The sequence below is a fragment of the Streptomyces lasiicapitis genome (assembly GCF_014646335.1).
GTDB classification, from domain to species: Bacteria; Actinomycetota; Actinomycetes; order Streptomycetales; family Streptomycetaceae; genus Streptomyces; species Streptomyces lasiicapitis.
The window spans coordinates 108,901-131,359 of sequence record NZ_BMNG01000013.1; the positions used below are offsets into that span (position 1 = coordinate 108,901).

Sequence of the window (22,459 nt, forward strand, 5' to 3'; positions counted from 1 at the left end):
TCATGAGTTCCGTACCGCGCGAGAGCCCCTCACGCGAAAACAAGGACCCCTCACGCGAAGAGCCGCCGCCACGTCTCCGGCCCCGGCATCCCGTCGGCCGCCCCGCCCCGCCACCCCTGCGCCCGCTGGAACGCCTCGACCGCGCGCCGGTCCGCCTCGCCCCAGCGCGGCCCGGGGCCCTGGGCGTAGTGCTTGCCGAAGCCGCGGCGCACGAGCTGCCGGCCGAGCTGCGTCACGTACGCGTTGGACTGGCCGGGACGGAAGTGCGCCTTGCCGGGGAAGGCCGGGACGCCGGCCGGTCCGGGACGCCCCGCGGTCGAGGGCCCTGCCCCGGCCGGAATGTCCTTGCCCTTGCCGCTGACCAGGTACGACCACGTCGTCGGGCCGGGCAGGCCGTCCGCGTCGGCGCCGGTCCAGCCCTGGGCCCGCTGGAACGCCCGGGTCGCCTTGAGGTCGGCGTCGCCCCAGCGCGGGCCGGGGCCCTTGCGGTAGAAGCGGGCGCCGCCGCGGGCGATCAGCATCTCGCCGAGCCGGGTGACGTGCTTGTTGTCGGCGCCGGGCCCGAAGTAGGCCGCCCCGGGGTAGCGCGCCGCGGCGGCCGTGCCGGAGCCGCCCTCAGCCGAGCCCGAGCCGGAGCCGGACTGCCCGGTCGGCCGCAGCCCCTTGTATCGGTAGGCCAGATAGTCGTCGCCGTCGGTCCAGTACGCGTACGGCGTGGCCTGCCTGCGGGCATGCGGGCGGGCCTGTTCGTAGGCGAGGTAATAGGTACGGGTGTAGTCGGTCCAGCCGCCGAATAGCGTCACGTGCGAACCTCTCTCCGGGTTCGCCGGATTGTGGAAGAGGAGAATGTCGCCGGGTTTCAGCTCGTCCTTGGAGATACGCGTCGCGTACTGGTCGAGGCTGCCCGTCCATTCGTTTCCGCCGAGATTCCAGGCCATCGAGACAAAGCCCGAACAGTCCTGCCGGTATCCGTCGGACCAGAACTTCCGCATGCTGTACGGCACCTTCGCGGTGACCCACAGCTTGGCCCGGGTGATGATCTCGGCGCGGGTGGTGGAGCGGGGCGCGGCGCTCTTGCCGGGCGCTCCGTGCAGGGCGCTCCGGCCGCCCTGCGGGGTGTCGGGGCCGTCCGCTCCGGGCAGCCCGGCCGGGGCCGCGGCGCCGCCCGCCCACCCGGCCCCACCAAGCTGCCCCGTTCCTCCCGCCACCGCTCCCACCTGCTCGGATGCCACCGCGGGCAGGCTCTGCCCGGCGCCGATGACGGAGCCCGCGGCGGCCGCGACGACGAGGGCGCGGCGGGCGCCGTGGGCGGCCGGGTGGCCGCCGAGCCGGGGCGGCAGGGCGTGCGCCCCGGAACGCCGCAGGTGGACACAGCCCGGACAGTCGCAGTCGCTCGCGGGCTCGAATTCCTCGAATACCGGAGCAGCCTCCATGCGATTCCCCTCACACTCCGGGCCCTTCCCGACGATGTCGGCGAATGGTCCCGGAAAAGCCTCTGAGCGCATCTGCACATCCGTCAGCTTCTCAACTGTCCGGGGATATCGCATGTTGACGGTCCGAATGATGGAGTGGCATCGCCCGCACCCGCCCCGGGGCCTCTCCGGCATGCGCCCCGGCGCCGCCCCGGGCACCCAGAGGCAGACCCCGGGTGGTCGGAAGCACCCTCCACCATCCGGTAGAGTTATCCAGGTCAGCAGGCGCCGCTAGCTCAGTTGGTTAGAGCAGCTGACTCTTAATCAGCGGGTCCGGGGTTCGAGTCCCTGGCGGCGCACAGACAGCGAAGGCCCTCCACTCCGGTGGAGGGCCTTCGTGCTGCTCCGGCGCAGATCCTTCGTACTGGTCACGCGACTCCCCTGTGCCGCCAGCGCCCCCGCACACCCCTGGGTCCGGCCGGGCGCGACCGCTACGGTTGCGCCATGGCACGCGACCTCCAGGAGCGGATCAAAAAGCTCATCATCGACCAGCGGCTGCCCTCCGGGTCCCCGCTGCCCACCGAGCCGGAACTGATGGAGCGGCTCGGCGTCAGCAGGAACTCGGTGCGCGAGGCACTGAAGGCGCTGCAGGCGATGGGCATCGTCGAGATCCGGCACGGCTTCGGCACCTATGTCGGGCCGATGTCGATGGCGCCCATGATCGAGGGCCTGACCTTCCGCACCGTCGCGGGCCACTACCGCGGCGAGGACAGCCTGCTCCAGCTCCTGGAACTGCGCGAGGCCGTCGAGGCCGGCCTGATCGCCCGCCTCGCCGGTTCCATACCGGCGGCGGACCTCGCCGACCTCGACGCCCTGGTGGACCGCATGGACGCCGAGGCCGCGGGGCCCGCCGGCGCCGTGCGCGCCGAGACCGACCGCGCCTTCCACGCCGCCCTCTACAGGTGCCTGGGGAACCGCCTGCTCAGCGAGGTCATGGAGGCCTTCTGGGACGCCTTCCACAAGGTCCGCACCGATCTGGTGGACGTGCCGCAGGACCCCAAGGTGACCTGCCGGCAGCACCGCGAGATCCTCGACGCGGTGCGCTCCTCGGACGTCCTGCGGGCCGAGCGGGCGATACGGGAACACTTCGGTAACATTCGCACCCGCCTGAACGCTCCCGCCTCAACAGCCCTCCCTCACCCCAGTTATGACCGGTAAACTGCTTGTTTCGCTCTTGCGATCATGCATAGGCGCGTAGAACCCTGACGGGAAGCCTGGGCACGGCCCGGTTCTCATGAGGCGCGCGGTACGGGGCAGTTGGGGGGCCTGTACGCCGACCGCACGAGAGCCCGTATGAACGCCTGGACGGGGGTCCCCGCGTTCATGAACGGATGCCGAGGGGGGCATCATGCAACCGGAAGGTCGTCTTTCGCTGTCTTACGCGAGGGTGGCCTGCCACTGACGCGTCCGCGAGGTCGAGGGGGGACCGGGCGGCCTACCAGGACCGACGAACGCGCGGGGAGCCGCGTGCGGGGGGATGACTCATGACGTCGACGCCGGAGGGCGAGCGGCACAGCGACCCGTCTCAGACGACCCAGTTGCGGGCTCTGACACACCGGACGGGCGGCTTCAGACGTATCAAGAAGTCGCTGCCACGCTACGACTACGAGCACTACAGCCGCCTTGCGGGCCCCCTCACCCAGCCCGACCCGGCGAAGCCGTACAAGGTCCAGTACCGCACGCTGCTGTCCCAGGAACCGCACCGCATCCGCGCCGCGCTGATGCTCGGCGCGGCCCCGCTGCTCTCCCTCGTCCTGCTCGCCTGGCTGCTCCAGCCCGAGCACTGGACCGAGCGTGACTACGTCGCCAACGACTGGCTGCCCACGCTCGACATCGTCATGCTCGTCTCGATCGGCCTGATCGAATTCTTCCGCTGCATGAACGTCCTTTCGAACGCACACGCCACTCTCGTGGCCCGCGACCCGGTCCCCGTGGTGCCCGAGACCGGCACCCGCGTCGCCTTCCTCACCTCGTTCGTGCCCGGCAAGGAGCCGATCGAAATGGTGACGAAAACCCTGGAAGCGGCGGTCAAATTGCGCCACCGCGGCCTCCTGCACGTCTGGCTGCTCGACGAGGGCGACGACCCCGAGGTCAAGGCGGTCTGCGCGCGCCTCGGCGTGCACCACTTCTCCCGCAAGGGCATCGCGAAGTGGAACCAGGCCAAGGGCCCGCACCGCGCCAAGACCAAGCACGGCAACTACAACGCCTGGCTGGACGCGCACGGCGACGGCTACGACTACTTCGCCTCCGTCGACACCGACCACGTCCCGATGCCCAACTACCTGGAGCGGATGCTCGGCTTCTTCCGCGACCCGGACGTCGGCTTCGTCATCGGCCCGCAGGTCTACGGCAACTACGACACGTTCGTCACCAAGGCCGCCGAGTCCCAGCAGTTCCTCTTCCACGCCCTGATCCAGCGCGCGGGCAACGCCTACGGCTCCCCGATGTTCGTCGGCACCTCCAACGCCGTACGCATCAGCGCGCTGAAGCAGATCGGCGGTCTGTACGACTCGATCACCGAGGACATGGCGACGGGCTTCGAGATCCACCGCCACCGCAACCCGGGCACGGGCAAGAAGTGGAAGTCGGTCTACACCCCGGACGTGCTCGCCGTCGGCGAGGGCCCCAACGCGTGGACGGACTTCTTCACCCAGCAGCTCCGCTGGTCGCGCGGCACGTACGAGACGATCCTCAAGCAGTTCTGGAAGGCGCCCTTCTCGCTGCCCCCGGGCCGCCTCTTCAACTACACGATGATGGTCATCTTCTACCCGATGTCCGCGATGAACTGGATCCTGGCGGCGCTCAGCTGCGCCCTGTTCCTGGGCCTGGGCGCATCCGGCGTGAACATCGACCCGACCATCTGGCTGATGCTGTACGGCAACGCCTCGGCGCTCCAGATCGGCCTGTACATCTGGAACCGCCGCCACAACGTCTCGCCGCACGAGCCCGAGGGCTCCGGCGGCATCGCGGGCATGGTGATGTCGGCGCTGTCCGCGCCGATCTACGCGCGCTCCCTGCTGGACGCCGCGCTGCGCCGCAAGTCCAAGTTCGTCGTCACGCCCAAGGGCGACTCGGCGAGCCCGGACACGCTGTTCGGCACGTTCCGCATCCACTTGTTCTTCATCATGGTCTTCGCCGGTTCCATAGCGGCGGCGTACGTGTACGACCACGCGCATCCCGCGATGATCATCTGGGCCACGTTCGCGCTGCTCGTCACGGCCGCGCCCATCTTCGCCTGGCGGCACGGCATGCGGCAGGACAAGAAGAAGCAGAAGCCCGGCGCGCACGCGGGACCGCCCGCCGGAACGGGCCCGCAGGAGACCCGCGTCCCGCAGCCGCGGTACGCCGCGCCGACCGCTCAGGCACCGCAGGCACCGCAGCCCATCCCGCAGCACGCCCAGCCACACGGCCAGCCGGGTGCGCAGCCGTATCCGCAGCAACAGCAGCCCCAGCAGTACCCGCCGCACTCCGCGCCCCAGCACGCGCGCCCCGCGCCGCACGCACCGCAGCAGAAGCCCAGTTGGGCCTCGAATGACGAGACCATGCAGATCGCCCTCGGGAGCCACGAACAATGAAAGACCCGTCCAGCCGCCGCCGCGCCCGCCGCATCGCGATAGGCGCGGCGGTCGTCATAGCTCTGGCCGGAATGAACGGCCCCTGGCTGTGGCGCGTGGGCTCCGAGAAGTACCACAACTACAAGATCAACCAGCCGGAGTACAAGGCCGACAACGGCCACTGGAAGGTGATCGACTTCCCGGAGGAGTACCGGCAGAACACGATCCACGCGTCGCTGCTCCACACCGGCAAGATCCTGATGGTGGCCGGGTCGGGCAACAACCAGAAGAACTTCGACGACAAGAAGTTCGACACGCGCCTTTGGGACCCGGTCAACAACACGATCAAGAAGATCCCGACGCCGGTCGACCTGTTCTGCACGGGCCACACTCAGCTCGCCGACGGCAAGCTGCTCATCGCGGGCGGCACCAAGCGCTACGAGAAGCTCAAGGGTGACGTCACCAAGGCCGGCGGCCTGATGATCGTGCACAACGAGAACCCGGACAAGCCGATCACGCTGCCCGCGGGCACCAAGTTCACCGGCAAGAAGAACGGCAAGACGTTCGTGTCGAAGGACCCGGTGGTCGTCGAGCGCGCGAAGAAGGTCTTCGACAAGCAGACCGGCGCGTTCCTGCGCAACGACCCCGGTCTCGGCCGCATCTACGTCGAGGCGCAGCAGAGCGGCGCGAAGCACGAGACCGGCACGCAGGACAACTACCGCGTGCAGGGCCTCAGTGGCGGCGACACCCGCAACACGTACGGCATCGCGCAGAAGCTCGCCCTGGACAAGAAGGACTTCCAGGGCATCAAGGACACCTTCGAGTTCGACCCGGTCGCCGAGAAGTACATCAAGGTCGACCCGATGAACGAGGCCCGCTGGTATCCCACGCTGACCACGCTCACCGACGGCAAGGTGCTCAGCCTCTCCGGCCTGGACGAGATCGGGCAGTTGGTGCCCGGCAAGAACGAGGTGTACGACCCGAAGACGAAGAAGTGGACGTACACCAAGGGCATCCGGCAGTTCCCGACCTACCCGGCGATCTTCCAGATGGCCGACGGCAGGCTCTTCTACTCCGGCTCGAACGCGGGCTACGGCCCCGACGACGTCGGCCGTGACCCGGGCGTCTGGAACCTGCGGACCAACAAGTTCAAGAAGATCCCGGGCATGAGCGACCCGGACCTCCTGGAGACCTCCAACACCGTGGAACTGCCGCCCGCGCAGGACCAGCGGTACATGGTGGTCGGCGGCGGTGGCGTCGGCGAGTCCAAGGACTCCTCGCCGAAGACCCGGATCGTGGACCTGAAGGACGCGAACCCGAAGTTCACCGACGGCCCGGAGCTGGAGAAGGGCACCCGCTATCCGCAGGCGTCCGTCCTGCCGGACGACTCCGTCCTCGTCTCCGGCGGCTCCGAGGACTACCGCGGCCGCGGCGCCTCCAACATCAAGCAGGCCCGTCTCTACGACCCGAAGACCAACAGCTTCGACAAGGTCGCCGACCCGCACGTGGGCCGCAACTACCACTCGGGCTCGATCCTGCTGCCCGACGGCCGCGTGATGTTCTTCGGCTCGGACTCCCTGTACTCCGACAAGGGCAACACCAAGCCGGGTGTCTTCGAGCAGCGTGTGGAGATCTATACGCCGCCGTACCTGTACCACGGCTCGCAGCCGACTCTGGGCGAGGGCCCGAAGTCCATCAAGCGGGGCGGCTCGGGCACGTTCCCGACGGAGCACGCCTCGTCCATCAAGAAGGCCCGCCTGATCCGGCCGTCCGCCACGACGCACGTGACGGACATCGACCAGACGTCCATCGCCCTCGACATGAAGAAGCAGGGCAACAAGCTGACGGTCACGGTCCCGAAGAACCGCAGCCTGGTCGAGTCGGGCTGGTACATGCTCTTCGTGACGGACGACCAGGGCACCCCGAGCAAGGCGCAGTGGGTTCACATTCCGTGAGGTAGTCCACTAAGGGGCGCGGGAAATCCCGCGCCCCTTAGTGGACTTTCCTAGTCGCTGGCCTTGGCAAGACCCAAGGCGTACTCGGGCCACCACTGCCCCGCCTGCGGGCCACCGCGACACGTCCCGTCGGACTCGCCAGGGCGCTTGACCCACACATAGGCGTCGACGAGGTCATCACCAGTCTTGGTGGTGGGCGCCTCACCAAGGGCCCGCCCCGGCGGATTGCACCAAGGGTCCTTGCCCTTGCCCGTATAGGGCCCGCGCCCGTTGCGGCTCGTGTCGACGATGAACGGCTTGTCGCCCACCTTCGACGACAGCGTCTTGCCGTACGCCTTACTGGCCTCGGTGGTCTGGAAGTTGGACACGTTCACGGAGAACCCGTCGGCCTGCTCGACGCCCGAGCGCTTCAGGGGGTCGTGGAGCGAATCCGGCTTCGACCAGCCCGCGTTGCCCGCGTCCAGGTACACCTTCGTGTTCTTCAGGGACTTGAGCTTGGCGACGGCGCCCTTGAGGAGGTCGTACCGCTCCTCGTGGAACTCCGGGGGCGTGCACTGGTCGACCATGTGCAGCACCGCGTCCGGCTCCAGGATGACCGTGGCGGGGCGGTCGCCGATGCCCTTGGCCACGCCGTCGATCCACGCCCGGTACTCGTTGCCGTCGGCCGCGCCGCCCTTGGAGAACTGGCCGCAGTCGCGGTGCGGGATGTTGTAGAGCACCAACAGGGCGTCGCGGTCGGCCTTCTCGGCCGCCTCCGTGTACCCGCGGGTCTGCTTCTCCGGGTCCTCGGGGAGGATCCACTCGGCGACGGGCTGTTCGGCGATCTTGCGGATCTGCTCGGCGTCGTCCTTCTTCCCGTCCTTCTCGTACGCGGCGACCTGCTTGGCCGCGTTCCCCTCGGGATTCACCCAGAACGGGTCCTTGCCCTTGGGCTGTTGACTCACGCCGCTGCCGGAATCCTCCCCGTCCTTGCCGTCACCGTCGGAGGAGCAGCCGGACAGCAGCAGCGCCGCTCCCGCGAGCGCGACCGTCGCCGTCACCCCCCTGGCCGCGAAGCCCCGCCCGCGACCTGTGTGTTTGAGGTACATCCACTCCCCCTTGGGTGCACTGTCCGGTGCTCAATCCTGACATAACTACAGACGGCCCACGAGGCCCGGCCATCCGGGCGACGTACCTGTAGGAGACCTGTTACAGCACGCCGAACCGGGGTAGGCGTGGGGCGTTGGGGGGCGGGCAAGAAGGGGAGTGCCATGCAGGACCGCACCCCTGCGCACAGGCTGGCGCAGGTCCTGGTGGAAGCCGTGGACACGGTTGCCGACGACTTCGACACCGGGCGCCACCTGCGCCGTGTGTCCCAGCACTGCGCCGAACTCCTCGGCGCGCTGGCCGCGGGCGTGATGTACACCGACGTCGGCAGCACCGTCCGCATCGCCGCGAGCACCCGGGGCGGTGAGCTGGCCCGGGACCTCCTGGAGGCCCAGCACCTGGGCGGGCCGTGCCTGGACGCGTACGGCACCGGCCGCCCCGTGCCGCCCGTGCGGCTGGCCTCGGCGGACGCGCTGACCCGCTGGCCGGCCTTCACCGAGCGGGCCCGCGCGCAGGGCGTGGGCGCCACGTTCGCGGTGCCGCTGCGGGCCCGGGAGCGGGTGCTCGGCGTGCTCAACGTCTTCTCGGCGGCGGCCTCGAACGGGGCACGGCCCGCCGCAGGACCGCAAGAGACCGAAACCGACAGCGCGTTGGCGCTCGCGCAGGCGCTCGCCGACGCCGCCGCCGTCGGGTTGCACAACCACCGCGCGTACGCCGGCTATCGCAACCTCTCCCGGCAGCTGCAGGCCGCGCTCACCAGCCGCGTCCGGATCGAGCAGGCCAAAGGGATACTCGCCGAGCGCTGGGACACCGGTCTTGACGTGGCGTTCGAGGCGCTGCGGAGGTACGCGCGACGGGAGCGCCTGGTGATGGACGTGGTCGCCGGAATGGTGATCAAAGGTGCCCTTGACGACGCGACGCTGCGCGGCAACGGGCCGCCTCCGCCGCCGGCCGCCCGCGAGAACCCGCCGAACCCGTAGAAAACGCAACGACACGCGGGCGTGCGTACCCATGCGACCTGCGGTAATAACGCGCCGGATGCAAAAGGTGGCTTGGCGTCAAACCCCCTCTAGGCCACGGCCGCCTGACGTTCTAAAGTCTGTCCTACGGCCCAAGCCCCCGGCCCGAGTTGACCATTTCCACACCGTTCTCACACCGCTGGAAACACCCAAAGACCTCCCGTGCCGGCGCCGGGTTTCTCCCGCAGCTCGTGCGCGCGCGGTCGAGGACCAGCCCGGTCGACGGCTCCGGGGGGAGCGGGTCGTTGGCCGGGCCAGGTTGTGTCCGGGTCCGCCGCGCGCCGGGGTGCGCGCCGTGCGCACGAGTCCGCACGTCAGGGGTGCGAGGACTGGTTGACAGTGTCCATGACCAACTGGGACTCTCCGGGCGACAAGTCCATACATCGAGGCGACGGTTGCCAGGAACCCGGTGCGAACTCCGGGACGGTCCCGCCACTGTGACCTGCGCGCGTACCGCTCACGCGCGCACGGAAGTCAGGAACTGACCCGTCGTCCTCCTGCTTTGGGGCGTGGAAACCCCAGAAGGAGGCCCACCCGCATGTCTGTCACGTCTGCGCACGGCACAGCACACAGCGACACGGCGGCGATACAGTCCGCGACGATCGAGACCCGCGACTGGCTGATCGCCGCGGCCGCGGCGATCGTCGCACTGATCGCGCTGTACGCCGTCTTCATGGACAACGGCTCGCTGATCTCGGCGACCGGCGACTACCTGCACGAGTTCGCGCACGACGGCCGGCACCTCTTCGGTGCCCCCTGCCACTGATCGGGGCCGCGCGCACCATGACGAAGTCCCCCGAATCCCCGGACTCCCCCACCGCTCCCCGCACCACCTCCAAGTCCCCCTCCCCTACTACCACTTCCTCCCCCGTGCTGCCGCTGCTCGGCCGCGGTCTGCTGGCGGGCGGGATCGGCGGCCTTGCCGCGGGCCTGTTCTCGCTGCTGCTCGCAGAGCCGCTGATGGACAAGGCGATCCGCGCCGAGGAGGCCCGCGCGCACGAGCACGAGCCCGCGGGCGGTGCCGTCGAGCACCACGAGGAGCTGTTCTCGCGCTCCACGCAGCACGCGGGCCTGGTCATCGCGCTGGTCGTGGCGGGCCTCGCGATCGGCGTCCTTTTCGCCGTCGCGTACGCCCTCGTGCACCGGCGTGATCCGCGCGGCAACCCGTGGCCGCGGGCGCTCGCGTTCTGCGCGGCCGCGTTCTGTGCCGTCTCGCTGTTCCCCGCGTTGCGCTATCCGGCGGCCCCGCCCGGGGTCGGTGACGCGGGCACGGTGGGCGACCGGCAGCAGATGTGGCTCGGCGCGGTCGTCATCGGTGTGCTCGGCATGTTCCTGGTGTGGCAGGTGTACGTACGTCTCGCGCCGCGTCCCGTGCCGTTGCGGCAGGGCGCGGTGGCCGTGACGGCGGCGCTGGTACTCGCCCTGCTGTGGACGCTGCCCGACAACCCCGATCCGGTGCCGGTCAGCGCGACCCTGCTGTGGGACTTCCGGATGCTGTCCCTGGCGTCGCACGTGCTGATGTGGGCGGTGTTCGCGGCGGTCTTCGGCGGCCTCGGACTGCGTGCCGTCCGCGCGAAGGCACCGGCCCCGACGGACACAGCGGACGAGGCGGAGTCGGTGGAGGCCGACTACGGTTCGGTCGCGCCGGTGAGATAGGCGGACACGACCACATTGGCCGAGTAGGTGCGGCTGGTGCGGTCGAAGGTGCCGCCGCAGGTGATCAGACGGAGCTCGGCCCGGCCCTCCTCGCGGGGGCCGTAGGCCGTCTTCGCGCTGAAGCCGTCCCGGCCGAGCACCTGCACGTCGTCCACCGTGAACTCGGCGAGCGACCCGTCGTCCCTGGTCACCCGCACCTTCGCGCCCGCGCGCAGGGCGCTGAGGTGGTAGAAGACGGCGGGTCTGCTCTCGGTGTCGACATGGCCGACGAACAGCGAGGTGCCCTTCGCGCCGGGGCGCACCCCGCCCCCGTACCAGCCGACGACGCCGGGCTGCGCGTACGGCGGCGGATCGATGGCTCCGGCCTGGTCCAGGCCCCGCGCGACCACGGGAGCGCGCACGCCGAGCGCCGGTACGTCCACGCGCTGCGGGCGGGCCGCGGCCAGGGGTTCGCGCGCGGGCGGGAGTTCGACGCCCGCGGGGCGGCCCACGGCGGCGACGTCGCCGGTGGTGGGGTCGGAGAGCCCGCCGCGTACGTCGGTGATCTCGTTGCCCCACAGCCACAGGCCCACGAGCAGGAGCGCCCAAGCGACGCCCATGACGAGGCGGCTGGAGCCGGGCGGAGGCGGGTTCTCTTCCGTCTCACTCACTCCGGGCGGCGTCGGCGGACGCTGCGCAGCGCCACCGCCACGGCCGCGACGGCCGCGAGGACCAGGCCGATGACCGCGTGCCGGGTGCCGGGTCCGGTCTCCTCCGGGGCGGCCGCCGCCGAGGTCAGGGGGGCGGTGCCACCGCCTCCGGCGTGCACCGGGGCGGTGGGGGTCTGCGGGGCGGCGCCGCCCACCTGGACGGTGCCGACGCCCTGGTGCGGGTGTCCGTCACAGGTGACGGTGATCTCGTACGTTCCGGATACGCCCCGCTTGACCCGGGTGGTCCCTGTCAGGGTGTTCTGCTTGCCGTCGCGGCCCGTCAGCTCGGCGTCCCGGGTGAACGCCCCCGACCCGGCCGCCCCCGTGGTGCCGCTGCACCCCTTGACCCGCACCTCGACCTGACCGCCCGGCGCCGCGTTCTGGGGGGTGACCTGGGCTTTCACCTGGTCCTGGTCGTGCGCGGATGCTGGCGGGGGCGCCCATACGGCGATGAGGACGGCGGCTCCCGCGCCACGCACGGCAAGCGAACATATACCCATCGTGAACCTCCTGTACCAGCAGGTTCCCGCCCTCCCGGGACCCTCGCATCCCCGACACACCCGTCCGAGGCGAGGAGCGCCCCGTAAGGGGCGCGGGGAACTGCGCGACCAGCCACGAAAAAGCCGCAGACGCGTCTGCTCGCTGCTCGGCAGATGCGTCTGCGGCTTTTCTAGGGCTGAGCGCGCAGTTCCCCGCGCCCCTTAAAAAACGGTCCCTCGGGTCAGACCCGGTCCACCAGGTCCGCGATGGAGTCGACCACGTTGGACGGACGGAACGGGTGGCGGTCGATGTCCGCGCGGGACGTGAGACCGGTGAGGACCAGGAAGGTCTCCATCCCGGCTTCCAGTCCGGCAAGGACATCCGTGTCCATGCGGTCACCGATCATGGCGCTGGTCTCGGAGTGCGCCCCGATCGCGTTCAGTCCCGTCCGCATCATCAACGGATTCGGCTTCCCCGCGAAGTACGGCTGCTTGCCGGTCGCCTTGGTGATGAGGGCGGCGACGGCGCCCGTGGCGGGCAGCGGGCCCTCCGTGGAGGGGCCGGTCTCGTCCGGGTTGGTGCAGATGAAGCGGGCCCCGCCGTTGATGAGCCGGACGGCCTTGGTCATGGCCTCGAACGAGTACGTCCGGGTCTCGCCGAGGACGACGTAGTCGGGGGCGTGGTCGGTGAGGACGTACCCGATGTCGTGCAGGGCGGTGGTGAGACCCGCCTCGCCGATGACGTACGCCGTGCCGCCGGGACGCTGGTCGTCGAGGAACTTCGCGGTGGCGAGCGCGGAGGTCCAGATGTTGGCGACGGGGACTTCGAGGCCCATGCGGGTCAGCCGGGCCTGGAGGTCGCGGGCCGTGTAGATGGAGTTGTTCGTGAGGACCAGGAACGGCTTGCCGGAGTCGCGGAGCTTCTTGATGAACGCGTCGGCGCCGGGGATCGGCACGCCTTCGTGGATGAGTACGCCGTCCATGTCGGTGAGCCACGATTCGATGGGCTTGCGCTCTGCCATGGGGTGCACTCCTGCGTTCTGCGCGAACTGATGCTGCTGGGGGCGCCGGGACGACTGTGTGCCGACGCCCCCAGCCTAATCACGAAGCGCTGATCTTCACCCCGTCGATCACCCAGAACCAGTTGTTGCCTCCGGTGTAGCGGAACCGGACCTGAGCGGTCCGCGCGCCCGCCGGGACCTGGAGCCGCAGGGACTCGACGACGGAGGGGGTGTCGGCGGCGTACGTCTTCACGACGACCGGCGTCCCGCCGTCGTAGGAGACGAGCACTTCGCCCTTCTGCGGCGCCTCGTGGCGGTAGAAGGTCGTGTACGTGAGGGTCGCCGCCGCCCCGCCCCGTACCTCGTACGCGGGGCTGATGAGCGTCGAGTCGAAGGTGCCGGTGACGGCCTTGTCGGACCACTCGTCGCCGTCGGCGACGGCGAAGACGTTCCGGGCGCGGATGTTGAGTTCGCGCTGCTGGTCGCGCTGGGTCTTGGTCCAGAATTCATCTGTCGTGAAGGACCAGCCGCGCCACTCGGTCATGCCGCCGCCACCCATCCGGGAGTTGTCGACGGACCAGCCGCTCGGCGGGGTGTGCGTGAAGCCGATGACGCCCGCGCCGACGCCGGTCTCGTCGACGGGCGGCTTCAGGGTCGCCCGCAGCGCGTCGAAGTCGTCCGGCGACGGCTGCTGGAAGGCGCGGCCGTCGAGGCCCCAGGCCGGGTCGACGGCGACACCGAGGTGCGCGAGCGCGCTGACGGCGACGTCGGGCATCCGCACGTCGTGCCGCACCGACCCGGCCGTCGTCCCGCCCCCGCGCGCGATCAGGAACGTCTGCCGCTCGGGCCAGCTCGACCCGCCGTGGCCGCCCGCGTCGGTGTGCCCGTGGTCGGCGGTGATCATGATCAGCCAGTCCTCGTCGCCGTACGAGGCGCGGGAGGCGACGGCGTCGAGCATCTGGCCGACCTGGCCGTCGGCGGTGCGGATGGCGTCCAGGTACGCCTGGCTCGCGGCGCCGTCGCTGTGCCCGGCGTGGTCGATGTTGTCGAGCTGCACGAACACGGCGTCCGGGTCGGTGTCCTTCAGGCGGGCGACGGCGCGCGTGGTGGTGCCGGTGTCGTACTCGGCGGCCGGCGTGGACACGCGGGCGTCGACCTTGGGCGAGAAGATCGTGTCGGTGATCGGCGCCCAGGACGAGACGGCGTACGTGTTCAGGGACGGCTTCGCGGCCTCGATCCGGGTCATGAAGTCCGGGTAGCGGGCGAGGTCGTGGCCGGTGAAGTCGTTGTTGAGGACCTTGTGCTTGTCGGGCCAGACGCCGGTGATGAGCGTGGACCAGCCGGGCCCGGACGAGGTGGGCGCGAGGGGGCCCGCGTAGAGGGCGCTGGGGGCGGTGAGGCCGTCCGCCATCAAGGACTTGAGGGTGGGCGCCGCGGCGTCCTTGATGCGGTTCAGGAGCGCGCCGTCGAGGCCGATGATCAGGACCTTGGGCTTGCGCGCTGCGGCGCGGGCGACGGCGGCCAGCGGCCCGGCGGAGACGGCGACGGCCGCCCCGAGGGACGCGGCGGAGACGAGGAGCGAGCGGCGCGACGGACTGTGGGACACGGTTCCTCCAAGGGGAGTTGGCTCGAGCGGGACATGCGGGCACGCCAACGCCCCTGGCGGAGCAGGGGCGTTGGTCCAGACTCGTTACCGTCAGGGGCGACGGCGGGGGTGCTCAGCTGCCGGTGGCCGACTTCCAGTCCTCGACGTACGACTTGAGGTTCTTGGAGATGTCGTCCCAGTCCGGCTCGAAGACCTCGACGCCGTCCATGAGCTTGTCGAGGGCGATGGCGTTGGCGTCGGTGGCCTTGATGTCCTTGCGCGCGGCGAAGCCGCCGCCGACCTCGCTGACCTGCTGCTGCGCCTTCTGGCTGAGCAGGTAGTCGAGGAACTTCTTCGCGTTGGCGTCGTGCGGCGCCTTGTTGACCAGTCCGGCGGCGTAGGGCAGCGCGAAGGTCGTGGGCTTCTTGCCCTGCTTCGCCGGGAACCAGATGCCGAGGTTCGGCATGTCCTTGGACTGCGCGTAGTTCATCTGTACGTCGCCGTTGGCCACGAGCAGTTCGCCCTTGTCGACCTTGGGGGCGAGCTTGCCGGTGGAGGCGGACGGGCCGACGTTGTTGGACTGGAGCTTCTCCAGGTACTTCATGGCGGGCTCCTTGCCGCCGAAGTCGTGCATCGCCTTGATGAGGACGGCGGTCCCGTCGCCCGCGACACCGGGCGTGGAGTACTGGAGCTTGTTCTTGTACGTGTCGTCCGTCAGCTCGTCCCAGGTCTTGGGGGCCTTGGAGCCGCCGAGTTCCTTCTTGTTGTGGATGAACCCGAAGTAGTTGTTCACCACGGAGGTCCACTTGCCGTCGGCCGCCTTGTTGGCGCCGTCGACCTGCTCGGACCCCTCGGGCTCGTACGCCTTGAGCAGGCCCTTCTCGTCGGCCTGCTGGATGAAGGGCGGGAGCGTGATGATGACGTCGGCCTGCGTGTTGGACTTCTCGCGGACGGCGCGCTGCACCATCTCGCCGGAGCCGCCCTCGACGTACTTGACCTTGATGCCGGTCTTCTTCTCGAAGTCCTTGAAGACCTTGTCGTACCAGCCGTCGCCGTTCTCGCCCTTGAGGCCGTCGGCGCTGTAGACGGTGACGACCTTGGCGTCGGACGCGGCGGAGTCGCCGCCGCAGGCGGTGAGGGTGCCGGCGAGGACGAGGCCGCCGGAGAGGGCGGCGAGCGTGCGGACGGGGACGCGGGGGTGGCGGGACATAACGTGTCGTACTCCTAACGAGTCACGAGTCACAACGGGACACAGGGGCAGGGGAGTTGGGGAGGGCAGCGGAGGTCAGCGGTAGGAGGCCTTCGTACGGATCCGGGAGACGGCGAAGAGGACGAGCAGCGTCGCCGCCATGAGGACCACGGCCAGGGCGGCGCCGGTGAAGGTGGCGCCGCGGTCGGTGGCGGCGTAGATCCGCACGGGCAGCGGGGTCCAGTCCGGCGGGTAGAGCATCATCGTGGCGCTCAGCTCGCCCATGGACAGGGCGAAGCAGAGGCCCGCGGCCGCGGTCAGGGACGGCAGCAGGAGCGGCAGCTTCACCCGCCACAGGACGTACGCGGGCCGGGCGCCCAGGGACGCCGCGGCCTGCTCGTACGCCGGGTCGAGACGCAGGATGGCGGCCGAGACCGACTGGTAGGCGAACGCCGTGACAAGAATGGCGTGCGCCAGGACGACGATCGTGGACGTGCCGTTGAGGATCATCGGCGGCTTGCTGAAGGCGACGAGGACCGCGAGGCCCACGACCACCGACGGCACGGCGACGGGCAGCATGAACAGGGTGTCCAGGGTCCGCCCGCACAGCCGCGAGAGCCGGGTCGTGCCGTCCCCGCGCTGCTTCAGGCGGGCGGCGGCGAGGGCGGCCCAGGTGCCCGCGGCGAGCGCGATGAGGCTGGCGCCGAGCGCGGTGAGCAGGCTGGTGGTGAGGGCCTGGAGGGATTCGCCGCGGGTGGCGGCGGAGTAGTGCTCGCCGGTGAAGCCGGAGGGGAACGCCCCCGACCAGTGCCCGGCGAACGACGCCGCGACGATCACCAGCAACGGCAGCGCGAACAGCGGCAGGAACAGCACGAAGAACGCCGCCCACGTCGCCCACTTGCCCTTGCGGCTATGCACCAGCACGACGGCTCACCACCCGGTACAGGCCGTAAAGGCCCACGGAGATCGCGATGTTGACGACGGCGACGACACAGGCCGCCGGGTAGTCGGACTCGAGCATCGCCTTGCTGTAGACGAGCATCGGCAGCGTCGTGACGTCCTTGGCCCCGGTGAACAGCACGATCCCGAACTCGTTCAGGCACATCACCAGGACGAGGCTGCCGCCGGCGGCGAGCGCGGGCAGCGCCTCCGGCAGGATCACCTTCCGTACGACCCGCAGGGGCCGCGCCCCCAGCGAGGAGGCGACCTCCAACTGCGCCGTGTCGATCTGCGAGAACGCGGCGAGCAGCGGCCGCATCACGAACGGCGTGAAGTACGTGATCTCGGCGAGCAGCACGCCCCACGGCGTGGTGAGGAACTGGAAGGGACCGTCCCCGCCCGCCCCGGTCGCGCCCGTCCACATCCCGTTGGCCATGCCCTTGGTGCCGTAGATGAACAGCAGCGCGAGCGTGATCAGGAACGACGGGAAGGACAGGAACACGTCGATGAACTTGGCGACGGCCTTGCCGCCCGGGAACGGCACGAACGCGATCACCAGCGCGAGCGCGAATCCCAGCACGAGACACCCGACGGTGGCCCCCACCGCCAGCCACACCGTCGTCCCCAGCGCCTCCCGGAACGACTCGGAGGCGAACACGTCGGAGTACGGCTGAAGCGAGGTCCCCCCGGTGTCGGGCTGCACGGACTGCTGCACGACGAGGGCGAGGGGTACAGAAAGACGAGCCCGAGGAGGGCGACGGGCGGCAACGCCCACACCCATGTGGGCACCTTGAGAGGGGACTTGGCCTTCTCCGGCGGTGCGGTGAGCGTGGCGCTAGTCATGGGTGACTCCCGCGGAGAGCAGCACCGCGTCCTCGGGGGCGAAGTGCACCGTGACCTCCTCGCCGAGCGAGGGCGGCTTCCTGAGCTCGCGAAGGTCGGCCTTCACCGACTGCCCGTCCACGTCGACGTAGAGCCGATGCGTGGCGCCGCGCCACTGGACCTCGGTGACGGTCCCGGCGAGCGCGTTGGGCCCGGGCCCGAGCCCGACCAGATGCGGCCGCACACACAAGGTGGCGGAAACCCCCGCGGCCACCTCCCCGGTGTCGACCTTCACCTCGGCCCCGCCCAGGGAGACCGACCCGACCCCCACCGAGACCGGAAGCAGGTTCGCGTTCCCCACAAAGGAAGCCGTGAACTCGTTCCGCGGTCTCCGATACAGCTCCTGCGGAGTCCCGCAGTCCTGCAACCGGGCCCGGTCCATCACGGCGATCCGGTCGGCGAGGGTGAGCGCCTCGACCTGGTCATGGGTGACGTACAGAATCGAGACGTCGGGCAACTCCCGGTGCAGTCGCGCCAGTTCGGCGAGCATCCCGGACCGCAACTGCGCGTCGAGCGCGGACAACGGCTCGTCGAGAAGCAGCACCCCCGGCCGGATGGCAAGCGCCCGCGCGATGGCGACCCGCTGCTGCTGCCCACCGGACAGCTCGCGCGGAAACCGCTTGGCGTACGCGGCCATCCCGGTCATCGACAGGGCGTCGGCCACCCGCCCGGGAATCTCCGCCCTGGCCACCTTCTGCGCCTTCAGGCCGAAGGCCACGTTCTCCTCGACCCGCATGTGCGGGAACAGCGCGTACTGCTGGACGACCATGCCGATGCCGCGCCGATGCGGCGGCAGCGAGGTGACGTCGCGGTCGCCGATGAACACCCGCCCGGACGCGGGCCGCACGAACCCGGCGACGGCCCGCAGCGCGGTGGTCTTCCCGGACCCGGAGGGCCCGAGCAGCGCCATCACCTCACCGGGCTCGACGGTGAGATCGAGGCCGTCGAGCACGACATTCTTGCCGTACGCGACCGACACCGAGTCGAACCGTATGCCGCTGCTCATCGCGCGAGACCTCGTCCGGAATCCCGGAGCAGCGCGGGCAGTTCGGCCACCGAGCCGAGGACGTGGGTGGCCCCGGCGCCCGTGAGCGCGGCCGCGTCGTGGGCGCCCGTGAGGACACCGGCGACGACCCCGGCCCCGGCGCGCACCCCGCTGCGCATGTCGTACGCGGTGTCACCGGCGACGGCGATCTCGCGGACGGAGTCGGCGGCGCCGGTGCGCAGGAACGCGGCGAGCACCATGTCGGGGTAGGGCCGCCCGCGCCCGCCCGCGTCGGCGGGGCACAGGGTGAGGGCGACGAGGTCGCGCCAGCCGAGGGCGTCGAGGATGGCGTCCTGGGTGACGCGGGCGAAGCCGGTGCTCAGCGCCACGGTCAGGCCGTCGGCCCGCAGCTCCTCGACGGCCTCGCGGGCCCCGGGGATCGGGGCGATCCGCCCGCCGTCCACGAGCTGCCCGTACGCCTTCTCGAAGGCCACGTTCGCCTGCTGCGCGAGCGCCTCCTCGCCGAACAGGTGCCGGAAGACGGAGATCTTCGACTCGCCCATGGTGGCGCGGACGTACTCCAGCTTCGCCTCGTGGTCGGCGGAGCCCTCCTCGACGCCCAGCTCGCGCGCGGCGGCGGAGAAGGCCTGCTCGACCAGGCCCCCGTCGGCGACGGTGGTCCCGGCCATGTCGAGCACCACGAGTCGTACATTGTCGGTCGGCTTGTCCGTCATTTTCGTTACCATCCCAGCTCGTCGGCGGTCTTCTCGGCGATCGCGGGCGAGCAGGTCATGCCGCGCCCGCCGGGCCCGGTGACCAGCCACACGCCGTCGCGCACCTGCTCGCGGTGGACGACCCGGCTGGTGTCGACGCACTGCGCGTACACCCCGGCCCAGCGCCGCCGGATCTTCGGCAGCGGCCGTCCCAGGAAGCCCTCGACGACCTCGGTGAGGTGGTCGTAGGGGTCTTCGAGGGTGTCGAAGGCGAAGGGGTGCTCGTATTCGTGGGTGTCGCCGATGGTCAGTCCGCCGTCGGCGCGCTGCACCATGAGCAGCTGCATCTTGTGGGCGGCGGCGGTCGGCTGCTGCGTCTGCCCCGCGTTGAGGGCGTCCAGCTCCGGTGACTTGTACGCCGGGTAGTACCGGAAGCTGTCGGCGTCGGCGACCGAGGTGGTGAGCGGCTCGCCCAGCGGATCGGTCTGCATCATCTGCAGCCGGACGCGGCGCACGGGCAGCTCGGGGGCGAGCTCCCGCACCAGACCGCCGAGCGAGGCGCCGGTGCACAGCACCACGACGTCGCCGGTGTGCACCTCGCCGTGATCATCGCGCACCGAGCCGACACCGACGACCTCGCGGACCTCGCGCCCCGGCAGGAACGTGTAGTTCGGGGAAGCCAACAGGGCCTCGCGCAGCCGCAGTTGAGCGGTCCGGGGCTCGACCGCGGCGTCCCGCTCACACCACAGCGCGCCGGTGAACTCGCCGCGCAGCGCCGGGTTGATCGCGCGGGCCTCGTCCGCGCCGAGCAGCTTGTAGCCGCGGGCGGCCGCGTCCGGGCGGGCGAGCGCGGCCTCGGCGACGGCCCGCTCGCGCTCGTTGCGTACGAGGGTCAGCGAGCCGATGGCACGGAAACCGAGCCCCGGCACGCGGGCGCCGATGTCCTCCCACAGCTCACGGGCGCGCAGCGCCGTGTCCAGCTCCTCGCCGCCCGCGCGACCGCTGACCCATATCTGCCCGAAGTTGCGGAGCGACGCCCCGCGGGCCTCGCTCTCGCGCTCGATCTGTACGACCTCGTGGCCGCGCTCCACTGCGTGCCAGGCGTGCATGGTTCCCACCACGCCGGCTCCTACGACGATGACTCTCACGACGGCAACGCTCCTGTCGACGGGTGACCCGGCGGGGGCCACTTGGCAACGGGACGGTGAACGGCCCATCAAGCTTGGCCTAGACCCGTTATCGTTCCGTAACCATGAGGGGTCGGCGGGCGTACGGGAAGAGGGTCGACTGGCTTACCGGCAGCGGGAGTTCAGCCCCTGCTGGCCAGGTGCGTCGTGAAGGAGAAGCGGTCGCCGCGGTAGAGGGTGCGCACGCGCTCCAGGGGCTGCCCCTCGGTGTCGCGCGAGACGCGGTGGATCAGGAGCATCGGCAGCGCGGGCGGCGTACCGATGAGCAGCGCCTCGCGCGGCGTGGCGAGGACCGTCTCGATGCGTTCGTCGGCGTCGCCGAAGGAGATGCCGAGGCGTTCGCGCAGGTAGGCGTAGAAGGACGAGTCGGGCTCGAAGTCCTGGTCGAGGCGCGGCACCCGCTCCACCGCCACGTAGGTGGACTCCAGGCCCACCCGCTCCTCGTCCGCGAGCAGCACGCGCTCCATGTGCCAGACGGGCTCACCGACCGGGACTCCTATGTCGGCGGCGAGCGCGGCCGGGCAGGGGAAGCGGTCGAGCGAGATGAGGTTGCGTCCGGGGGTGCGGCCCTGTCTGCGGACGCCCTCGGTGTAGCTGGCGAGGGAGAGGGGCTGCTCCAGCTTGGGCCCGGCGACGACGGTGCCGCGGCCCTGCCGGCGAAGGCGTCCTTCGAGCAGCAGCTCCCGCAGCGCCTGCCGCACGGTCTCGCGCGCGACCTCGTACCGCTCGGCCAGGTCCCGCTCGGTCGGCAGCGGCTGCCCGTCGCCCAACTCGTCGATCAGCTCCGCGATGCGGGCCTTGACGGCGTAGTACTTCGGGATGCGCCCGTGCTCGGGGATGCCGGAGCGGATCGGCGCTCCGGGGGCCTGGTCGCGCAGATGGTCGGGCGGGGCGGCGTTGGGGTTGTCCACGGGCAGATGTTCGCACGTCGGCCGGGTACGAAGACGCCGGGCGCGAGGTGACCGGGTACGGAGAAGGCCGGGTCCGTGCCGCCGGTCTTGCTTGGCTGGGGGCGGCGCGGACTCGGCCTTTCCGGCTGGGCGGGACCGGCTGATCAGCTCCCTCTGGCCCGAAGGCGCCGAGATCCCACCACAAGGGCCGTGCCGCCGAGGAGGAAGGCGGCGGCGGTGGCCCCGAGCCCGAGGGGTCGCCCCGGGCCGGTCTGCGCGAGCTCACCGGCGTAAGGACCGGGGGGCCCGCCCGCGTCGACGATGTCGAACGCGTAGTCGTTGGACGCGCCCACCCAGTCCCCGTCGTCGGCGCGGCGCCGCACGACGGCGGCACTGGCGACGACCCGGTCGGGCGCGGCGTCGGAGGTGAAGGCGAGGCGGAGGCCGACGGTGACGGTGCGGCCGGGGGCGATGGTGAAGCCGGGGAAGGGGGCGGGGTCGTGGGCGCCGTCGGGGTCCTGCACCCCGCGGGTCCCGTCGATCCCGCCGGCCCCATCGCTCCCCTCGCCGCCGTGGGCCCCGCCCGTCGCACCGGTCCCGTCCCCGAGCACGCCGACGTTCTCGTCCCGGTCGGTCCGCTCGAACCGCACCGGCCGCCTGCGCTGCCCGTCGTCGAACTCCAGCAGGATCTGCCGGGGCCGCAGCGACTGCCCGCGGTCGACGAGTACGACGACGGGGTGGACGTTTCCGCAGGTCTCGCCGGTGGTGTTGGTCAGCTCCAGGGACCAGCCGCGGAAGCCGCCGCCCGGCTCGTACGTGGCGGGGCCGCCATCGATCCGCGTACCGATCGGGAAGTCGTCGCCGGCGGCGGTGGCGCAGGTGGGCCGGAGGGCGCCGGGCCCGCTCTCGCGCGGCGGTTCGCCCGCGGCCGCCGGCACCCCGGCCACGGCGGGCGCGAGGGTGACGGCGGCGGCGACGGCGACGCCTGCCGCGAGAGAACTGCGAAGTCGCATGGAGGGCCCTTGCTGGCGGCCGACCGGACGCGTTGCGGCACCCGGAGCGGCCAACTGACGGCGGAACAAAGCCCGTTGAGGGGGGCGGCGCGAGGGCCGGGAATCAACGGGTCGCGGCCCAGACCCTGCCACGCGCGCGCGACCCCGCACAGGGCTCGCCGCCCC

At 70.8% G+C, this 22,459-nt stretch carries 19 protein-coding genes, 1 tRNA gene, 1 pseudogene and 1 riboswitch; of the genes and pseudogenes, 7 read left to right on the forward strand and 14 right to left on the reverse strand.

The window, feature by feature from the left end:
• Positions 1 to 50 precede the first annotated feature (50 nt).
• Positions 51 to 1,433 (reverse strand): peptidoglycan-binding protein, encoded by a 1,383-nt coding sequence (locus IEY91_RS27730; protein WP_189176091.1) that lies wholly within the window; start codon positions 1,431 to 1,433, stop codon positions 51 to 53.
• Positions 1,434 to 1,697: 264 nt separating this feature from the next.
• Between IEY91_RS27730 and IEY91_RS27735 the strand changes: the two genes are divergently transcribed.
• The 4 genes from IEY91_RS27735 (at position 1,698) to glxA (ending at position 6,981) form a co-directional block, all read left to right on the forward strand.
• Positions 1,698 to 1,771 (forward strand) — tRNA-Lys (locus IEY91_RS27735).
• A gap of 145 nt (positions 1,772 to 1,916) precedes the next feature.
• A complete protein-coding gene (locus IEY91_RS27740) occupies positions 1,917 to 2,630 on the forward strand; it encodes a FadR/GntR family transcriptional regulator (RefSeq protein WP_164324652.1) in 714 nt (237 codons plus the stop codon).
• Between the two features lie 326 nt (positions 2,631 to 2,956).
• A complete protein-coding gene (locus IEY91_RS27745) occupies positions 2,957 to 5,047 on the forward strand; it encodes a glycosyltransferase family 2 protein (RefSeq protein WP_189176092.1) in 2,091 nt (696 codons plus the stop codon).
• Positions 5,044 to 6,981: a radical copper oxidase GlxA gene (gene glxA / locus IEY91_RS27750; protein WP_189176093.1), complete on the forward strand. Its 1,938-nt coding sequence runs from the start codon at positions 5,044 to 5,046 to the stop codon at positions 6,979 to 6,981. The genes IEY91_RS27745 and glxA overlap by 4 nt, the downstream gene beginning before the upstream one ends.
• Before the next feature lie 50 nt (positions 6,982 to 7,031).
• Here glxA and IEY91_RS27755 read toward each other — a convergent pair whose 3' ends face one another.
• Positions 7,032 to 8,069 carry a glycoside hydrolase family 6 protein gene (locus IEY91_RS27755; protein ID WP_164324646.1) on the reverse strand — a complete coding sequence of 346 codons (1,038 nt, stop codon included), beginning with the start codon at positions 8,067 to 8,069 and terminating at the stop codon, positions 7,032 to 7,034.
• A gap of 162 nt (positions 8,070 to 8,231) precedes the next feature.
• On the opposite strand from IEY91_RS27755, the gene IEY91_RS27760 reads away from it, so the two are divergent.
• From IEY91_RS27760 to IEY91_RS27770, 3 genes are all read left to right on the forward strand, one after another.
• Entirely contained in the window at positions 8,232 to 9,047 is an 816-nt protein-coding gene (locus IEY91_RS27760; RefSeq protein ID WP_189176094.1) for a GAF and ANTAR domain-containing protein, read from the forward strand.
• A gap of 394 nt (positions 9,048 to 9,441) precedes the next feature.
• Positions 9,442 to 9,590: riboswitch (cobalamin riboswitch) on the forward strand.
• A 34-nt stretch (positions 9,591 to 9,624) separates the two neighbouring features.
• The gene (locus IEY91_RS27765) at positions 9,625 to 9,852 is read left to right on the forward strand and encodes a CbtB domain-containing protein (RefSeq protein ID WP_189176095.1); all 228 of its coding nucleotides are present in this window, start codon (positions 9,625 to 9,627) and stop codon (positions 9,850 to 9,852) included.
• 17 nt (positions 9,853 to 9,869) lie between these two features.
• Positions 9,870 to 10,742, forward strand: a complete 873-nt coding sequence (locus tag IEY91_RS27770) for a CbtA family protein (RefSeq protein ID WP_229697263.1) — start codon at positions 9,870 to 9,872, stop codon at positions 10,740 to 10,742.
• Here the strand turns inward: IEY91_RS27770 and IEY91_RS27775 are convergent.
• The 12 genes and pseudogenes from IEY91_RS27775 to IEY91_RS27830 all read right to left on the reverse strand — a co-directional run bounded on the left by IEY91_RS27775 (position 10,715) and on the right by IEY91_RS27830 (position 22,294).
• Entirely contained in the window at positions 10,715 to 11,341 is a 627-nt protein-coding gene (locus IEY91_RS27775) for a class F sortase (protein ID WP_164328504.1), read from the reverse strand. The genes IEY91_RS27770 and IEY91_RS27775 overlap by 28 nt on opposite strands.
• Before the next feature lie 47 nt (positions 11,342 to 11,388).
• Positions 11,389 to 11,931, reverse strand: coding sequence for a hypothetical protein (locus IEY91_RS27780; protein ID WP_164324640.1), 543 nt, complete (start codon positions 11,929 to 11,931; stop codon positions 11,389 to 11,391).
• Positions 11,932 to 12,152: 221 nt separating this feature from the next.
• Positions 12,153 to 12,932 carry an HAD-IIA family hydrolase gene (locus IEY91_RS27785; protein WP_164324638.1) on the reverse strand — a complete coding sequence of 260 codons (780 nt, stop codon included), beginning with the start codon at positions 12,930 to 12,932 and terminating at the stop codon, positions 12,153 to 12,155.
• Positions 12,933 to 13,011: 79 nt separating this feature from the next.
• Positions 13,012 to 14,517 (reverse strand): alkaline phosphatase family protein, encoded by a 1,506-nt coding sequence (locus IEY91_RS27790; RefSeq protein WP_189176096.1) that lies wholly within the window; start codon positions 14,515 to 14,517, stop codon positions 13,012 to 13,014.
• Positions 14,518 to 14,629: 112 nt separating this feature from the next.
• Positions 14,630 to 15,706 (reverse strand): 2-aminoethylphosphonate ABC transporter substrate-binding protein, encoded by a 1,077-nt coding sequence (locus IEY91_RS27795; protein ID WP_189176097.1) that lies wholly within the window; start codon positions 15,704 to 15,706, stop codon positions 14,630 to 14,632.
• 75 nt (positions 15,707 to 15,781) lie between these two features.
• A complete protein-coding gene (locus tag IEY91_RS27800; RefSeq protein WP_189176098.1) occupies positions 15,782 to 16,609 on the reverse strand; it encodes an ABC transporter permease in 828 nt (275 codons plus the stop codon).
• Positions 16,596 to 17,467, reverse strand: a pseudogene (locus IEY91_RS27805) (2-aminoethylphosphonate ABC transporter permease subunit). Before IEY91_RS27805 ends, IEY91_RS27800 begins: the two are co-directional and overlap by 14 nt.
• Positions 17,460 to 18,512 carry an ABC transporter ATP-binding protein gene (locus IEY91_RS27810; protein WP_164324630.1) on the reverse strand — a complete coding sequence of 351 codons (1,053 nt, stop codon included), beginning with the start codon at positions 18,510 to 18,512 and terminating at the stop codon, positions 17,460 to 17,462. The pseudogene IEY91_RS27805 and the gene IEY91_RS27810 overlap by 8 nt, the downstream one beginning before the upstream one ends.
• Positions 18,509 to 19,225 (reverse strand): phosphonatase-like hydrolase, encoded by a 717-nt coding sequence (locus IEY91_RS27815; RefSeq protein WP_189176099.1) that lies wholly within the window; start codon positions 19,223 to 19,225, stop codon positions 18,509 to 18,511. The genes IEY91_RS27810 and IEY91_RS27815 overlap by 4 nt, the downstream gene beginning before the upstream one ends.
• Before the next feature lie 5 nt (positions 19,226 to 19,230).
• Positions 19,231 to 20,352, reverse strand: a complete 1,122-nt coding sequence (locus tag IEY91_RS27820; protein ID WP_189176100.1) for a TIGR03364 family FAD-dependent oxidoreductase — start codon at positions 20,350 to 20,352, stop codon at positions 19,231 to 19,233.
• Between the two features lie 161 nt (positions 20,353 to 20,513).
• A complete protein-coding gene (locus IEY91_RS27825) occupies positions 20,514 to 21,302 on the reverse strand; it encodes a GntR family transcriptional regulator (protein WP_189176101.1) in 789 nt (262 codons plus the stop codon).
• A gap of 143 nt (positions 21,303 to 21,445) precedes the next feature.
• Positions 21,446 to 22,294 (reverse strand): hypothetical protein, encoded by an 849-nt coding sequence (locus IEY91_RS27830; RefSeq protein WP_189176102.1) that lies wholly within the window; start codon positions 22,292 to 22,294, stop codon positions 21,446 to 21,448.
• Positions 22,295 to 22,459 lie beyond the last annotated feature (165 nt).

What these genes read in the sequence shown, in the direction of transcription:
- IEY91_RS27730 (WP_189176091.1), bottom strand. Translation starts at nt 1,433, where the DNA reads ATGGAGGCTGCTCCGGTATTCGAGGAATTCGAGCCCGCGAGCGACTGC.
- IEY91_RS27740 (WP_164324652.1), top strand. Translation starts at nt 1,917, where the DNA reads ATGGCACGCGACCTCCAGGAGCGGATCAAAAAGCTCATCATCGACCAG.
- IEY91_RS27745 (WP_189176092.1), top strand. Translation starts at nt 2,957, where the DNA reads ATGACGTCGACGCCGGAGGGCGAGCGGCACAGCGACCCGTCTCAGACG.
- glxA (WP_189176093.1), top strand. Translation starts at nt 5,044, where the DNA reads ATGAAAGACCCGTCCAGCCGCCGCCGCGCCCGCCGCATCGCGATAGGC.
- IEY91_RS27755 (WP_164324646.1), bottom strand. Translation starts at nt 8,069, where the DNA reads ATGTACCTCAAACACACAGGTCGCGGGCGGGGCTTCGCGGCCAGGGGG.
- IEY91_RS27760 (WP_189176094.1), top strand. Translation starts at nt 8,232, where the DNA reads ATGCAGGACCGCACCCCTGCGCACAGGCTGGCGCAGGTCCTGGTGGAA.
- IEY91_RS27765 (WP_189176095.1), top strand. Translation starts at nt 9,625, where the DNA reads ATGTCTGTCACGTCTGCGCACGGCACAGCACACAGCGACACGGCGGCG.
- IEY91_RS27770 (WP_229697263.1), top strand. Translation starts at nt 9,870, where the DNA reads ATGACGAAGTCCCCCGAATCCCCGGACTCCCCCACCGCTCCCCGCACC.
- IEY91_RS27775 (WP_164328504.1), bottom strand. Translation starts at nt 11,341, where the DNA reads ATGGGCGTCGCTTGGGCGCTCCTGCTCGTGGGCCTGTGGCTGTGGGGC.
- IEY91_RS27780 (WP_164324640.1), bottom strand. Translation starts at nt 11,931, where the DNA reads ATGGGTATATGTTCGCTTGCCGTGCGTGGCGCGGGAGCCGCCGTCCTC.
- IEY91_RS27785 (WP_164324638.1), bottom strand. Translation starts at nt 12,932, where the DNA reads ATGGCAGAGCGCAAGCCCATCGAATCGTGGCTCACCGACATGGACGGC.
- IEY91_RS27795 (WP_189176097.1), bottom strand. Translation starts at nt 15,706, where the DNA reads ATGTCCCGCCACCCCCGCGTCCCCGTCCGCACGCTCGCCGCCCTCTCC.
- IEY91_RS27810 (WP_164324630.1), bottom strand. Translation starts at nt 18,512, where the DNA reads ATGAGCAGCGGCATACGGTTCGACTCGGTGTCGGTCGCGTACGGCAAG.
- IEY91_RS27815 (WP_189176099.1), bottom strand. Translation starts at nt 19,225, where the DNA reads ATGACGGACAAGCCGACCGACAATGTACGACTCGTGGTGCTCGACATG.
- IEY91_RS27830 (WP_189176102.1), bottom strand. Translation starts at nt 22,294, where the DNA reads ATGCGACTTCGCAGTTCTCTCGCGGCAGGCGTCGCCGTCGCCGCCGCC.